Consider the following 16793-nt stretch of genomic DNA (forward strand, 5'->3'; position numbering starts at 1 on the left):
GGTCAGTTCTCTTCACCGAACGCGGCGAGCTTCTCCGCGAGGAGCGCTTCGGCCTCTGCGTCCGAGAGCTGCTTGACGTTGTTGACGATGGCGGCCTCCAAGGCCGCCTCTTCATTCCGGGGCTGTTCGACCTTCGGCGCGGGCGCGAGCTGCAGGCGCTCGACCAGGAAGCCGACAAGGCCCTCCACCGTGGGATGGCGCCACAGGAGCGTCGCTTGCAGCCGAAGCCCCAGGCTCGCCTCCAGCCGGTTGCGGATCTCCAGGCCCATCAGCGAGTCCAGGCCCAGACTGCCCAGCGACACCTGCGGGTCGATCTTCGCGGGCGACAGCCGCAGCACCTGGCCAATCTGCTCGCGCAGGTGGGCCTCCAGGAGCCGAGGCTGTTCACCCTGAGCGGCGGCCTTGAGCTTCTCCACGAAGGCCCCGGGAGCCGCTCGGGTGCTGGTCGCGGCCTGCTCGAGGGGGAGCCGTGAGACGAACGGCGACCGAGAGGCCGTCAGGTAGAACTCGCGCCACTGCCGCAGGTCGAAGCGCATCACCGCCACGCGAGCGCGGGTGCTGTTCAACAGCCGGCCCAGGGCCTCCAGCGCCTGGTCCGGGGGCATGCTCGCGATGCCACGCAGGGCCATGCGGTCGCCCCGGTTCGAGGTCGCCGCCGCCAGGCCCACCTCGCCCCAGGCGCCCCAGTTGATGCTCAGCGCCGGGAGCCCCTGGCCTCGCCGCCAGGCCGCCAGCGAGTCGAGGAAGGTGTTCGACGCCGCGTAGTTGCCCTGTCCCGGAGACCCCAGCAGCGCCCCCGCCGCCGAGAAGAGGACGAAGAAGTCGAGCGGCAATCCCAGCGTCGCCGCGTGCAGGTTCCACGCGCCTTGGACCTTCGGCGCCATCACCTTGTCGAAGCGCTCCGAGGTGAGGTTCACCAGGAAGGCGTCATCGAGGACCGCCGCCGCGTGGAAGAGACCTCGCAGCGGTGGGACCCCCTGAAGCTCCGCCACCACGCGCTCCACGTCCGCGCGCACCGCCACGTCGGCCTGGCACACCTGGACCTGGACACCCGCGCCCTGGAGCTTCTCGATGACGTGCCGAGCCTCCGCCGAAGCGCCCTTGCGCCCGACGAGCGCCAGGGACCGCGCTCCTCGGGACACGAGCCACTCCGCGAGCTTCAACCCCAGGCCACCGAGCCCACCGGTGATGAGGTACGTGCCATCGGCGCGAAGATCCGCGGGAGGAGCCGCCTCGCGCTCCAGCCGCTCCAGTCGCGCCACGAACCGGGCGCCTCCTCGCAGCGCGAGCTGATCCTCCGGAGACGGCGTCAACAGCTCCTCGACGAAGGACGCGGCCTCCGCATCGTCCAGGGCCTGGAGGTCCACGTTGGTGCACGAGAGTTCGGAGTGCTCCACCGAGAGCACACGCCCCAGCCCCCACAGCGGCGCGTGCTCGACTCGCGACACCGCGTCCCCCGCGTTGACGGCGTGGATGCCGCCCGACACCAGCCACAGCCTGGGCACATCGCGGAAGCTCGCCTCCACCAGCGCCTGGACGAGGTGCAGCGCGCTCTTGACGCCGAGGCGCTGGGCCTCTTCCAGCGCCTCCGGATGCGCGTCGAGGCTGAAGAGGTGCACGACGCCTCGGCACGTGGGCTTGCCTGGGCCGAACTCGCTCTCGAGGAGCTGGGTGAAGCCATCCGGGCGCGACAGGTCCACTTCGTACCGGCCAGCCTCCACGCGGCGATACGCGTCCCCCGCCGCGACGAGGACACAGGACTCACCGCGCGCCTCGAGAAGCGTCCGCACCTTGCACCCGAACCCCTGGGGATCTCCGAACAGGAGCCACACCCCAGGCTCGCGGTTCGTCACGGAGGCATCGGGCAACGTCCGGGGGGACTCCCGCCAATCGACCGCGTACATCCAACCGTCGATCTCATCGACGGCTCGCCGCCGCGTGGCCTTCAGTCGCCGGCAGACCAGGCCCTTCGCCTCCACGAGGACCCGGCCCTCCGCGTCGAGCAGCGTCACCTCGCCTTCGAGGGTTCCCTCCGCGCCGCTCGCATCGCGGCGGATGACCGCATGTCCCCACAGCGACTTCCCAGGCCGCCCGTGGACACGCAGGCTGTCGAGCCCCACCGGGACGAAGGTCTCTCCTCGCGCCGCGCCCATCGCGGCCCCGTTGATGACCTGGAAGCAGGCATCCAGCAGCACCGGGTGGACCTGGTGGGTCGACAGCTCCGCGGCGACCGAAGGTGACAGCTCGAAGCGCGCGAGCGCCTCGCCCTTGGTTCGCCACAGCTCCTCGAGCACGCGGAAGCTCGGCCCGAAGTCGACGCCGCGCTCTCCCATCACCTGGTAGTGGGCCTCGCCCTCCACCCGCTCCGTGCACCGGGTCCGCGTCTGATCCAGCGAGAAGGCCACCGGGGCACCGTCATCGGAGCGAAGCCGCCCCTCGACATGCAGCGTCCAGTCCCCTTCCGCGGAGGGACGGCTGAAGACCTGGAACCGGGATGCGCCCTCGGCCTCCGGGGTGATGCTCAGCTGCACCGGGAGCCCTTCCTCCCGAGGCACCGTCATCAGCGCCTGGAAGGACACGTCCTCGAGCATCCAGCGCTTCGCCCCCCACGCCTCCACCGCGCCGGCCACCGCCATCTCCAGGTAGGCCGCACCGGGCAGGACGACCTCGCCGTGCACGAGGTGGTCGGCGAGATAGGCCGGGCTGTCCGCCGACAGCTCCGTCTGCCAGAGGTGCATCCCGGGCTGTGCCGCCAGCGTCACATGCTCACCGAGCAGCGGATGACGGCCGGCCGTGCGAGCACGACGAGAACGCGCCGGGGCCTCGACCCAGAAGGACTCGCGCTGCCAGGCATACGTGGGCAGCGCCACCGGGCGACTGAGCACCGGGTGCTGACGACGCAGGTCCACCCCATGCCCCGTGACATGAATCGCCCCGAGCGCCGCGAGCATCGCGCTTCGCTCGTCCTCGTCTCGACGAAGCGACGGGACGACGGTGCCCGTCCGCCCGAGGTGCCGCAGGTGCTGCTCCACCGCGGGCAAGAGGATGGGATGCGGGCTCAGCTCGATGAAGAGGTCATGCCCTTCGGTCGCGAGCCGCTCGATGGCGGTGGAGAACAGGACCGGCGCTCGCAGGTTGTCCACCCAGTAGCGGGCATGGAACGACGTGCCATCCACCATGGCGCCCGTCACCGTCGAGCACATGGGGATGCTCGCCGCGCGGGGCCGCACGCCCTCGAGCGCCGTGAGCAACTCCGGACGCAGCGGGTCCATCTGGGGGCTGTGCGAGGCGACGTCCACCTTCACCGGACGGAAGAAGACCTCGCGGGCCGCGAGCCGCCCGGTCACCTCTTCGAGCGCGACCGGGTCCCCGGAGAGCACCGTCGAGCGCACGCCGTTGCTCACCGCGACGGAGACGCGGTCCTCGAAGCCGCGCAGCGCCTCCTTCGCCTCCTCCAGCGTGAGGTCGACCATGAACATGGCGCCCTGGCCACTCACCGTGCGCAGGAGCTTGCTGCGGCGGCAGATGATGGCAGCCGCATCCTCCAGGCTCAGCGCGCCCGCGACCTGCGCCGCGGCCACCTCGCCCATGCTGTGCCCCACCACCGCGTCGGGCTCGATGCCCCACGCACGCCAGAGCTCCGCCAGGGCAACCTCCATGGCGAAGAGCACGGGCTGGATGACGTCGATCTCCCCCAGTCGCGAGTGCTCCGCGTCCGCCGCGAGCACCTCGAGCACGTCGAAGCCGGCCTCGGCGCGGATGGCCTGGGCGCATCGCTCCATCGCCGTCCTGAACGCGGGCTCCTCCGCCAACAGACGTCGGCCCATGCCCAACCACTGCGAGCCCTGGCCCGGGAACACGAAGACGACGCGGCGACGCGCGCCTCCCGCCTTGCGGCCCACGACACCTCCCGCGACCGCCTCCCCCTTCGCGAGGGCCTGGAGCTTCTCCGCGACCTCCGCGTGTGTCCGACCCGCGATGGCGAGGCGGTGCTCGTGGTGCGCGCGCCGCAGCGCCGCCGTGGCGCAGACGTCTCGAAGTGGGGTCTCGGGGTGCTCGGCCAACCAGTCCGCGTGACGCCGGGCCAGGGCCACCAGGGCCTCGGGACTCCGGGCCGAGAGCACCAACAGCTCCGCGCCTCGTGCGGTGGAGGGAGTCTCCGGCGGTCGAGGTGCCTCCTGCAGGATGATGTGAGCGTTGGTCCCGCTCAGACCGAACGCACTCACCCCGGCGAAGCGGGGATGCTCGCCACGAGGCCAGGGCCGCTGCTCGGTGGGGATGACCAGCGGCGCGTCGCCGATGGCGATGTTCGGGTTCAGCCGCTTGAAGTGCAGGTTGGGCGGGATGGCTTCGTGCCGGAGCGCGAGCACCACCTTGAGGATTCCGGCCAGCCCCGCCGTCGCCTCCAGGTGACCGATGTTCGACTTCACCGCGCCCACCACGAGCGGTGACTCGGCCGTGCGCCCCTCGCCGAAGACCTGGGCGAGCGCCTGGAGCTCGATGGGGTCTCCCAGTGACGTGCCGGTGCCGTGCGCCTCGATGAAGGAGAGCTGCGAAGGCGACAGCCCCGCGTTCGCCAGCGCCTGCCGGATGACCCGCTCCTGCGCGGGGCCATTGGGGACCATCAGGCCGCTGCTGGCGCCGTCCTGGTTCACCGAGGAGCCCGCGATGAGCGCGAGGATGTCGTCTCCATCCGCCTGCGCCTGCGAGAGCCGCTTGAGGACGACGACGGCGACGCCCTCGGCGCGGACGAAGCCATCCGCGGCCTCGTCGAAGGTCTTGCAGCGTCCATCCGGCGCGAGGCCGCGGCTGCTCGACAGCGCGATGGCCCCCTCCGGCGAGAGCATGAGGTTCACCCCTGCCGCGAGCGCCAGGTCGCAGTCGCGGTTGCGCAGACTCTGGCAAGCGGTGTGGAGCGCCACGAGCGAGGACGAGCACGCCGTGTCGATGGCCATGCTCGGGCCTTGCAGTCCGAGCGCATACGAGAGCCGCCCCGCGGCCGCGTTCAGGCACGTGCCCGTGAGGTGGTAGATGTCCAGCGAGCCGCCCAGCCGCTCCGCCTGGAGCCGCGCGTAGTCGCTCCCGATGACCCCCAGGAACACCCCCGTCCGGCTTCCTGCGAGCTGGTCCGCGGGCTGCCCCGCCCGCTCCAGCGCCTCCCACGCCAGCTCCAGCAACATCCGGTGCTGCGGGTCCATGCGCGAGGCCTCGCGCGGGGAGATGCCGAAGAACCCCGCGTCGAAGTGCTCGATGCCGTCGATGAACCCACCCCAGCGCGCATACGTCTTGCCGGGCCTGCCCGGCTCGGGGTCGAAGAGGGCCTCCGCGTCCCAGCGGTCGCGCGGCACCTCGCGAATGGCGTCGACGCCGTTGGACAGCAGCCTCCAGAAATCCTCGGGGGATTCGACGCCCCCGGGCAGACGGCAGGACGTGCCCACGATGGCGATGGGCTCCGAGCGCGTGCGCTTGAGCGCCTCGTTCTCGGTGTTCAGCTCCAGGGCCAACAACGCGAGCCGCTTGGGCGGCAGGTTCGCGATCTTCTCGTAGAACTCTCGGCTCATGGTCGCGGTGCTCGATTCAGTGCGAACTTCCGGCGATCTTCTCGGCGATCAGCCGTTCGATTTCGTCGTCGGACATCTCGTCCATGCGCGACAGGCGCTCGGACAGTCCGCGCTCGTCCATCACCTCTGCCTGCGCGCGCGGCGGCGGTGCTGCGTCGCCCGGCAGCGGTATCTCCAGTGCCTCGGCGAGCCCCGCCAGGCGCTTCGCGAGGGCCTCCACCGTGGGGTAGTCGAACGCCAGGCTCGCGGGGAGCTCCTTGCCGAAACCCCGCTGCAGCACGTTGCGCAGCTCCACGGTCATCAGCGACGTCATGCCCATCTGGAAGAAGCCCCGGTCGATGGGCGGCGGCTCCGTGAGCGGAAACCCGAGGATGCGCCCCACCTCGCGCTGGAGCTGTCGCAGCAGCGCATCGAAGCGGCGAGGCGGTGGCAGGGACTCCAGCTCCGTGACGAGCTGTGCTCGCACCGAGGTGCCGGACACGGACGTGGCCACGCCCACTCGCTGGAGGAAGGGCCTGCGCCGCCGCGCCTCCCAGAGCGGCTTCAGCGCGGACCAGTCCACCGAGGCCACGGTCTGGACCCGCGTCCCCGACCGCATCGCCTGCCCCATCGCCTCCAGGGCTCGCGGAGCCGCCATGGGCTTCAAGCCGAAGCGCTCGAAGTCACGCGAGCGCTCACCGCTCACCTCGTCCCACGTTCCCCAGTGGAGGGTGGTGGCGGGCAGGCCCGCCGCGTGACGAAGGTGCGCGAGCGCTTCGAGCACCTGGTTCGCGGCCCCGTAGTGCGCCAACCCCGAGGCGCCCCACAGCGTCGACGTCGACGAGAACATCACGAAGAAGTCCAGGTCGAGTCCGCGCGTCAGCTCGTGGAGCACGAGAGCGCCCAGCGCCTTGGGGCGCAGCATCGCCGTCATCGACGACGCGTCCATGACCTCCAGGCGCTGCGTGCTCATGAGCGAGGCCGCGTGGAAGATGCCGCGCAGCGGATGGGTGGAGGCCGCTTCGCGCAGGACCTCCTCCATGCGCGCGCGGTCCGAGATATCGGCGGCCAGGGGGACCACCGTCGCACCGAGACTCCGCAGCTCCTCGAGCACCTCTTCCCTGCGCTTGGACTCCTCGCCCCCCGCCGTCAGCGCCCGGCGGCCCACCAGCACGAGATGCCGCGCGCCCTGCTCCACCAGCCACCGGGCCACCTTCAGCCCCAAGCCGCCGAGCCCGCCCGTCACGAGATAGGTCGCATCCGAGCGAAGACGCGGAGCCTCCGCTGGCTTCTGGGCCCGCGTGGGCACGAGGCGCGGCACCAGCCGTCGGTCCTTCCTCAGCGCGAGCTGATCCTCTCCATCCGCCTCGGACGCGGCGACCTCCCGGAGCAGCGCCGCCGCCTCGCCCGACGTGTCATTCGGGTCCAGGTCGATGAGCCCGCCCCAGAGGTCCGGCTGCTCCAGGGACACCACGCGACCGAAGCCCCAGAGCGGTGACTGCGCGAGCACGACGTCCTCGCCCGCGGCGCCCGTCACCTGCGCTCCGCGCGTCACCAGCCACACCCGGGCCTTCTTGCGCTCCCTCAACACCCCTTGGATGAGGTGGAGCGCCCCGGTGGACGTCCAAGGCGACACCACCGCGTCTCCCACCGCCTGGAGCCCCCAGAGATAGAGGACTCGCAGGCTTCGCGTCGCGGAGGCAGGTGCCTCGCGCAGCAGCCGCGCGAAGTCCTCGGGTTGCTCCGGGTCCACGACGAAGCGCCGCTCGTCCAACCGCTGGTAGGCACGTCCCGCCGTCACGGTGACGCACGCCTCGCCGTGGCGAGCAATCTCCTCCACGAGCGCCGAACCACAGCCCCGCGGGTCGACGAACACCAGCCAGTCCGCGGCCGAGGGCGTGGAGGTCAGCGCGGGCCGGGCCTCCCACGTCACGTCATAGAGCCAGTCCTGGAGCGGCTCCTCGCTCTCCGCTCCCAGCGCCTCGAGGATGCTCGCGGACGGGACCCGCCGGAGCCGCACACCTCGCATCGAGGCCACCTGCGCACCGCTCGCATCCAGGAGCTCCAGCGCGCCCACCGGGGCCGCGGCTCCGTCAGGGGTCTGCGCTGACGCATGCGCCCACTCGATGCGAGAGCGCTCCGCCGCGCACGCAATCTCGTCGATGCGCACGGGCATGAAGAGCGCGCCCCCATCCCCCTCCTCCATGACCGCGGAGGCGAGCGTCTGGAGAGCCGCGTCGAGGAGCGCCGGATGGAGCTGGTAGTTCGCCCCTTCCTGGACGAGCTCCGTCCCCGACGTGATGCGACCGAGCGCCTCGCCAGACCGACGGAAGACCTCGCCCAAGGTCCGCAAGGGCGACTCGTACTGGACATTGCGCTGGGCGAGCGCGTCGTAGAGGGCGGAGGACCGCACGTGCTGCACACAGGCCGCACGCACCGACTCGATGGAGACCCGCGTGGCCCCTCGTGGATCCTCCGTGAGTCGCACCTCGCCGCGAGCGTGCAGGACCCATGAGGACTCGCGCGTGGACGCCCCCACCGGACGACTGTGGACGTGGAAGCGCCGGGGGCCCTCGGACGCCGGCGCCAGGTGGACCTGGACGAGGCGCCGCTTCGACTCGGGAAGGACCAGCGCGCGCTCGAACTCCACGTCCGTCAGCGTTCGCGGCCCGGAGCCGGAGACTTCCGCCACGGCGCTCAGCACCAACTCCACCAGCGCCGAAGCGGGCAGCACGGCCACTCCGCCCAGACGATGTGCCCCCAGCCAGGGCAGCGAGGTACTGCCCAGCTCCAGCTCGAACACCTGCCCTTCGAGCCCTTGCGCCACACTCACTGGACGGCCCTTCAGGGACGTCAAGCGCTCGGGCGCGGCGGCCACGGGCAGCACCGCGTCATCGAGCCAGTACCGCTTGCGCTGCCACGGATACGGCGGCAACGGCACCACCCGTCCCCCCGCCGGGAAGAGGCGCGCCCAGTCCACCGGATGCTCCGCGCGGTACAGCGCGCCGAGCGACTCCAGCATCACCGCGCGCTCCGCCTCCTCGCGACGCAGCGACGCGAGCAGGAGCCCCTCGCGCTTCGCGTGCTGCAGGCAGCGCTCGATGGCGGGCAGCAGGATGGGATGCGGGCTCAGCTCGATGAAGACGGCGTGCCCGTCCTCGATGAGCCGGGCCACGGACGCGGAGAACAGCACGGGCTCGCGCAGGTTGCGCACCCAGTAGGCCGCATCCAGCCCCGTGCCCTCACATGCCGACGCGGTGACCGTGGAGAGCATCAGCGTGGTCGCGGGCCGAGGGCGCAGCGGGGAGAGCACCGCGAGCAACTCCTCGCGCAGCCCATCCACCTGGGGACTGTGCGAGGCCACGTCCACCTTCACCCAACGGCAGAAGACATTGCGCTCCGCGAGGGACGCGCGAACCTCCTCCAGCACCGCCGCATCCCCCGCCAACACCGTGGACGTCGGGCTGTTGCTGACGGCGATGGCGACGCGGGCCTCGCGCCCGGCGATGACACCTCGCGCGTCCGACAAGGGGAGCTCCACCGCGAGCATCGCGCCCTGGCCGCTGATGCGGCGAAGCAGCTTGCTGCGCTCGCAGATGATGGACGCCGCGTCCTCCAGGCTCAGCGCACCCGCGACGTGGGCCGCGGCCACCTCACCCATGCTGTGCCCCAGCACGGCGTCCGGGGTGATGCCCCAGGAGCGCCACAGCTCGGCGAGCGCCACCTCCATGGCGAACAGCACCGGCTGCACGACGTCGATCTCCCCCAGCCGGGACTGCTCGGCCGAGGCACACAGCACCTCCACGAGCCCCCACGAGACGTGGCGGCGCAGCGCCGCTTCGATCCGCTCGAGCGCCGCGCGGAAGACAGGCTCCTCCTCCAGCAGCCGCCGCCCCATGCCGAGCCACTGGGAGCCCTGACCCGGGAACACGAACACGACCTTGCGAGGCCCTGCGCCCTTGCGTGCCGGCATCGGCGCGGTGGCGGCCTCGCGGAGCTTCTCCGCCAGCTCCTTCGCGGTCCCACCGACGACGGTGAGCCGATGCTCATGGTGCGTGCGCCGGAGCGCGGCCGTGTGGCAGACGTCCTGGAGCGGCGCCTCCGGGGACGTGGCGAGGAAGTCCGCGAAGCGCCCCGCCCACTCCTGCAATGCCCCCGACGTCCGCGCGGACAACGCCAACAACCGCGCACCGGGCTCGGGCGGCGCCGAGCGAACGGGAGGCGCGGGCGGCTCCTCCAGAATCACATGGGCGTTGGTGCCGCTGGCGCCGAACGAGCTGACGGCGATGCGACGAGCCCGCTCCGTCGCGGGCCAGGCCCGGGCGAAGGTGGGCAGGAGGATGGGCAGGCCCTCCAGGTCGATTCGGGGGTTCATCCGCTGGAGGTGCAGGAGTGGAGGAATCGTCTGGTGCCGCATCGAGAGCACCGCCTTGATGACGCCCGCGATGCCCGCCGCCGCCTCCAGGTGGCCGATGTTCGTCTTCGCCGCGCTCACCACCAGCGGCCGCTGCTCCGAGCGCCCCTGGCCATAGACGGCCTTGATGGCCTCCATCTCGATGGGGTCCCCGAGCGAGGTGCCCGTCCCGTGAGCCTCGATGCAGTCGACGTCGGCCGGCTCCAGGCCCGCGCTCTTCAACGCCTGCCGGAGCAGCTCCGTCTGCGCGACCATGTTGGGCGCGGTGAGGCCCGCAGACTTGCCGTCCTGGTTGACGGCCGAGCCGCGCAACAGCGCCAGGATGGGGTCCCCCGCGGCGAGGGCATCCGACAAGCGCTTGAGGACCAGCACGCCGCAGCCCTCGCCGCGCACGAAGCCGTTGGCGCGTGCGTCGAAGGTCTTGCACCGCCCATCCGGTGCGAGGGCATCACCTCGCGCGACTCGAAGCGACGAGTGCGGCGAGAGGATGAGGTTGACGCCCCCCGCGAGCGCCATCGAGCACTCTCCGGCCCGGAGGCTCTGACTGGCGAGATGCAGCGCCACCAGCGAGGACGAGCACGCAGTGTCGACCACCATGCACGGCCCTTGAAGGTCCAGCAGGTACGAGAGCCGTCCCGCCACCACGCTGTTGATGGTGCCCGTGACGCTGCTCGCGTCCTGGTCGGAGGGCGTCCCCAGCTCGAGCTTGGCGTAGTCGTCGTTGTAGACGCCCGCGAAGACCCCCGTGCGGCTGCCCGTCAGCTTCGACACGTCCTGTCCCGCGTCTTCGAGCGCCTCCCACGCGACTTCGAGCAGGAGCCGCTGCTGCGGGTCCATGCGGTGCGCCTCGCGCGGAGAGATGCCGAAGAACTCCGCGTCGAAGCGGTCCACCTCGTCGAGGAACGCGCCCCAGCGGGCCCCGGGCTTCTCGCGGGCCTCGGGGCCGCAGCGGGCCGCCTCTTCCTGGGTCCATCGCGAGGAAGGGACCTCGGTGACCGCGTCCACGCCATCGCGCAGGACGTGCCAGAAGGACTCCGGGTCGGAGGCTCCGCCCGGGAAGCGGCACGCCATGCCGATGAGCGCCACCGGCTCCGAGCGTGCCCCCTCGATGGCATCGAGCTTGGACTTGAGCTCCAGCGCCAGCAACGCCAACCGCTTGGGGGAGTACTGCGCGATCTTCTCGGCGAACGTCGTCATGTTCCCTGCGCCATCCTCTGGGCGAGCAGTCGCTCGACTTCTGCTTCCGACAGGTCCTCGATCTCGCTGCTCACGGCCGCACTCGTGAGGGCCGCGGGAGCGGGGGCCTCGGGTGCGGACTCCTCGGCGCGAGGGGGCTGGTCGCTCGACGACAGCCCCAGTCGCTCGGAGAGGAACGCGACCAACGCGACGAGCGTCGGGTAGGCCCACACCAGCGTCGCGCTCAGCTTCAGGCCCAGCGAGGCCTCCAGCCGGTTGCGGATCTCCATCCCCATCAACGAGTCGAGCCCCAGGCTCCCCAGCGCGACGCGAGGCCCCAGCCGCTCCGGGTCCATCCGCAGCACCGCGGCGATCTGCTCGCGAAGGTGTCGCTCCAGGAGGGCCCGACGCTCGGAGCCACCGGCCTGCTCGAGCTTCTCGCGGAACTTGCCTCGCCCCGAGTCACTCGGGCGGGAGGAGGCAAGCTGTCCGGCGAGCCGCGCGAAGAACGGCGACTGCGCCGCGGACAGGTAGAACTCCATCCACTGCCGCAGGTCGAGCGACACCACGCCCACCTGCGGCCTGTCCTGTCCGAGCAGGAGCCCCAGGGCCGCGAGCGCCTTGTCAGGGGACATGCCGCGCAGACCGCGAGCCTCGATGCGCTTCTGGGGGCTCGCGCGGGCCGCGAGGCCGATGCCGGTCCACGCGCCCCAGGCGATGCTCAGCCCAGGCAGTCCCTCCGCGCGCCGGGCTTGCGCCAGGGCATCCAGGAAGGCGTTGGCCGAGGCGTAGTTCCCCTGGCCTGGAGAGCCCAGCAGCGCCGCGGCGCTGGAGAAGAGCACGAAGAAGTCCAGGGGTCGTTGGCGCGTCGCCTCATGGAGGTTCCAAGCGCCCAGGACCTTGGGGGCCATCACCGTCGCGAAGCGCTCCTCGGTGAGGTTGAGCAGGACTCCGTCATCGAGGAGCCCGGCCGCATGCATCACGCCCTTCAGCGGCGGCATGGCTCCATCGACCACGGCCATCGCGCGAGCCACATCCTCCGGAGAGGAGACATCCGCGCGGACCACTTCCACGCGCGTGCCCGCTTCGCGGAGCTGGCCCAGCGTGGCCTCCGCATCGGTGGAGGGAGCAGCCCTGCCCAGGAGGACGAGATGCCGCGCGCCCTGTTCGACGAGCCAGCGCGCGACCTGGAGCCCCAGTCCTCCGAGGCCGCCAGTGATGAGGTACGTGCCGTCCGCGACGACACGCGCGGAGGAGTCCCGAGGCGACAAGGATTCCGCCGCGTCGGCGGACCGCGCCCCGCGCGGGGCGACCGCGTCTTCGAGCGACAAGACTTCCGCCGCGCGGAGGAACCGGGCCACGTGCCTCGCACCATCGCGCAGGGCAACCTGGTCCTCGGGCGACGCGGACGAGAGCTCTCGGAAGAGGGCGTCGGACGCCCCCGCCGCGTCAGTGGAGAGGTCCACCCGTGTGCAGCGCAGCTCGGGGTGCTCCATCGCGATGACCTGACCCAGGCCCCACAGCGGCGCCTGCGCCACGCTCACCCGCTCCCGCGACGGACCGACTGAGCGCGCCCCTTGCGTGACGAGCCAGAGCCGAGGCGCATCCCGCCAGCCCGCGCGCGCCAGCGCCTGCACGAGATGCAGCATCGCCGTCGTCCCCTGGTGCCGGGCACGCTCCAGGGTCTGAGGGTTCAGCGCGTCGTTCGGGGCGCTGTCCAAGCTCCACAGGTGCACCACACCCCGGCACACGGGCGCTCCCGACGGCAGCGCATCCGACAACAGTCGCCGCACGTGCTCCGCATCACGCGGGTCCACCTCGTAGGCGCCCTCCCCCACGGACCGATAGGACGCCCCCGGAGTCACCCACACGCACGACTCACCACGCGCCGCCAGAAGGCCCCGAAGCTCGCGTGCAACACCGCGTGAGTCCGCGAAGAGCACCCACGTCCCCGGCGACTTCTCCGGCCACGTGAGCGGCTCCGGCAGCGCCTGCGCTTCCCAACCCACCTGGTACATCCAGTCCGCGAGCTCCGCGCTCACGGCCCGCCAGCTCGTGCCCGGAAGACGGCTGACCTGGATGCCGGAGACCTCCGCCACCTGGCGGCCCTCCGCGTCGCGCAGCGTGAGGTCTCCGCTGAAGGCCGCGCCTTCGCCATCGCGGAGCCGCAGGTGTGCCCAGACCTCGGACGGAACGGGCCCCTCGAACCGCGCTGACTCCACGCCTCGGCCCACGTAGGTGGCGCCCACCGGCAGGAAGGACATCAGGAGCTGGAAGCTCGCATCGAGGAACGCGGGATGGATGAGGTGCTCACTCGCATGCCCCGCCAGGACCTCTGGCAGCCGGAGGTGCGCATAGGCTTCGCGCTCCCCCTGCCAGAGCCGCTGGAGCCCCTGGAACGCGGGGCCGAAGTGCAGCCCTCGCTCCGCCATCGCCTGGACATGCGCGTCACCTTCGATGATGCGCGGGCAACGCGCCTGGATGACCTCCGCGGAAGGCAGTCGCTCCTGCGTCGCTCCGGATGCGAGCTCGACAGCCCCCTCGGCGACGGGGACCCAGGCGGGCGCGGCCGCTCGGGCATCCAGCGCGAAGCACTGGAAGTCCGCGCCCCCCGAAGGTCGCTCGGTCATCACCACCTGGAGCGTCCGAGTCCCCTCCGCTGCCAGGAACACTGGCTGGACACAGACGAGTCGCGAGAGCACATGCCGCCCCTCGCCCAAGACCTGCCGCGCCGCCCCCAGCGCGATATCCACCCACGCCGTACCAGGAAGGACGACGGTATCCTGGACGCGATGGTCCGCGGCCCACGAGAGGTCCGCGACGCCGACGTCCATCTGCCAGACGTGGGTCCCCGGCTGATGGCTGAGCGCCACGTGAGGCCCCAACAGGGGATGCGCGGTCGCCCCCTGGACGCGGTTCCCCCCGCGTCGCGGAGCAGGCGCGGTGGAGGACTCCAGCCAGAAGCGCTCGCGCTGCCACGGGTACGAGGGGACCGAGACGACATGCCCTCCCTCGGGATGGAGCCGCGCCCAGTCCACCGAGTGGCCCACGGTGTAGAGCGCCCCGAGCGTGGTGAGCAGTCGCTCGCGTCCACCCTCATCACGGCGCAGGGAAGGCAGCACGGCGAGCGACGCACAGCGCTCACGCAGCCCCTCCTCGATGGACGGCAGCAACACCGGATGGGCGTTGATCTCCAGGAAGGTCTCGTGCCCCTCGGCGCCCAGCTGCTCGATGACGTCCCAGAAGCGCACCGGCTCGCGGAGGTTGCGTTCCCAGTACTCCGCCGTCAGCAACTCCTCGTTCCGCTTTCCCGTCACCGTCGAGTAGAGCGGCACGCGCTCGCGCACGGGCCGCACGTCCGCGAGCAGCCGCAACAGCTCCGCGCGGAGTGGCTCCATCTGCGGACTGTGGGACGCGTAGTCCACCTTCACCCAGCGGCAGAACACGCCCGCCTTCTCCAGGCGCGCGAGCACCTCGGCCAGCGCCTCACGCTCCCCCGACAGCACACGCGCGCGCGGCCCGTTCACCGCGCCGACAGCGAGGCGACCCTCGTAGCCACGCAGCGCCTCACGAGCCTCATCGGCGGAGAGCTCCACCACCGCCATCCCACCCTGCCCGCGCGCGCGCTTCACCAGCCGGCTGCGCACGCAGATGATTCGCGCCGCGTCCTCCAGGCTCAGCGCCCCCGCCACATGGGCCGCGGCCACCTCCCCCAGGCTGTGACCCACCACCGCGTGAGGCTCCACGCCCCAGGAGCGCCAGAGCGCGGCGAGCCCCACCTGCATCGCGAACACCGAGGGCTGGATGACATCCACGTCCTCGAGAGCGGCCCGCGTCCCCTCCCCGCGCAGCACCTCCAGCAGCGACCAGTCGACATGAGGCCGTATCGCCCGGTCACAGGCTTCGATGGCCTCACGGAAGACGCGCTCCTCCTCGAGGAGCCGTCGACCCATGCCCTGCCACTGGCCCCCTTGCCCCGGGAAGACGAAGACCGCCTTTCGAGTCCTCGGTCCCGGCTCCTCGACCTGCGCCGGGTCCTGTGGCTCCCGCGCCAGGAAGGCCCGGAGCTGGCTGGAGAGCGCTTCTCTCGAGTGTCCGAGGACCGCGAGCCGGTGCGGATGATGACCACGCCGAACGCTCGCCGTGTAGAGGTGGTCCGCGAGTGACTCCGCGCCATCCGTCGACAGGTGCTCGGCCCACTGATTCGCCTGTGCACGGAGCGCGGCGGGTGTCTTCGCCGACAGCGGAAGGAGCACCGCCGAGTCCCTCGCGGCAGGAGCCACCGGCCGCGGAGCCGCGGGTGCCTCCTCCAGCACGACATGCGCGTTGGTCCCGCTCAGGCCGAACGCGCTCACCCCCGCGCGCCGAGGCTTCGTCCCCCGAGGCCATGGAAGCTCCCGCGTCGGGAACACGAACGGCGTCCCGCTCAGGGAGATGCGCGGGTTGATGGAGCGGAAGTTCAGGTTGCGAGGAATCGCCTCGCGCCGCAGCACGAGCACCGCCTTGATGAGGCCCGCCACCCCCGCCGCGGCCTCCAGGTGCCCGAGGTTCGTCTTCAGCGCGCCGATGGCGCACGTGGACCCATCCGGCCGGGGCTGCCCGAGGACTTCCCGGAGCGCCTCGAACTCGATGGGGTCCCCCAGCGACGTGCCGGTGCCATGGGACTCCACGTAGCCGATGTCCGACGGGGCCACCTTCGCATCAGCGAGCGCCTGTCGGAGCAGCGCCTGCTGCGCGAGCACGTTGGGCGCCGTCAGCCCCGTCGAGCGGCCATCCTGATTGATGGCCGAGCCCTTGATGAGTGCCCAGATGCGGTCTCCATCGCGCTCCGCGTCGGAGAGGCGCTTGAGGACCACGATGCCGCAGCCTTCACCTCGGACGAAGCCATTGGCCGCCGCGTCGAAGGTCTTGCAGCGACCATCCGGCGACAGCGCCTGCATCCGGCCCAACATCGCCGAGTTCATCGGATCGAGGATGAGGTTCGCGCCTCCCGTCAGCGCGACTTCGCTCTCGCCGCGACGCAGGCTCTGGACGGCCTCGTGCACCGCGACCAGCGACGAGGAGCACGCCGTGTCGATGGACAGGCAAGGCCCCTGGAAGCCGAAGACGTACGAGAGCCGCCCCGCCGCCGTGGAGAGCAGCGTGCCGGTCAAGTCGTAGGTCTCGACCCCGTCGATGCCCTTGCCGTTGACGCGCTGCCGGTAGTCCGTGCTGCTCAGGCCCAGGAAGACCCCCGTCTGGCTCTTCGCGAGGCGCTCGGGTCGAAGGCCCGCGTCCTCCATCGCCTCCCACGCCACCTCCAGGAGCAGGCGCTGCTGGGGGTCCAGGCTCGCGGCCTCGCGCGGAGAGACCTCGAAGAAGGACGCATCGAACCCATCGACCGAGTCGAGGAGTCCCGCCCAGCGCACGGCCGGGTTCTCTCCCGGAATCGCCTCCGCGGGCCAGCGCTCGGCGGGAATCTTCCGGACCGCGTCGACGCCGTCCCGGAGCAGGCGCCACAGCGAGTCGGGCGCATGGGCCTCGCCGGGGAAACGGCACGCCATGCCGACGACGGCGACCGGTTCCGCCTTCGTGGCCTCCTGCTTCGCGAGTCGCGCCTCCAGCGCTTCGATCTTGAGGAGCGAGTTCTTCAGCAGGACTCGATAGTCCGGGGTGCTCATGAG

Annotated in this window: 3 protein-coding genes; all 3 read right to left on the minus strand. The window is 71.5% G+C overall.

The annotated features are described in order from the left end of the window. Window positions 1–2 precede the first annotated feature (2 nt). From MYSTI_RS21405 to MYSTI_RS21415, 3 genes are read right to left on the minus strand one after another with little or no spacing between them, the layout of a single operon-like run. Complete coding sequence (locus tag MYSTI_RS21405) at window positions 3–5561, minus strand: type I polyketide synthase (RefSeq protein WP_015349881.1); 5559 nt, start codon at window positions 5559–5561, stop codon at window positions 3–5. A 16-nt stretch (window positions 5562–5577) separates the two neighbouring features. Further along, complete coding sequence (locus MYSTI_RS21410; RefSeq protein WP_015349882.1) at window positions 5578–11151, minus strand: type I polyketide synthase; 5574 nt, start codon at window positions 11149–11151, stop codon at window positions 5578–5580. Next, on the minus strand, window positions 11148–16790 hold the full coding sequence (locus tag MYSTI_RS21415; RefSeq protein ID WP_015349883.1) for a type I polyketide synthase: 5643 nt from the start codon (window positions 16788–16790) through the stop codon (window positions 11148–11150). Before MYSTI_RS21415 ends, MYSTI_RS21410 begins: the two co-directional genes overlap by 4 nt. Window positions 16791–16793 lie beyond the last annotated feature (3 nt).

Origin of the sequence: Myxococcus stipitatus DSM 14675 (assembly GCF_000331735.1) — a bacterium.
GTDB lineage: Bacteria > Myxococcota > Myxococcia > Myxococcales > Myxococcaceae > Myxococcus > Myxococcus stipitatus.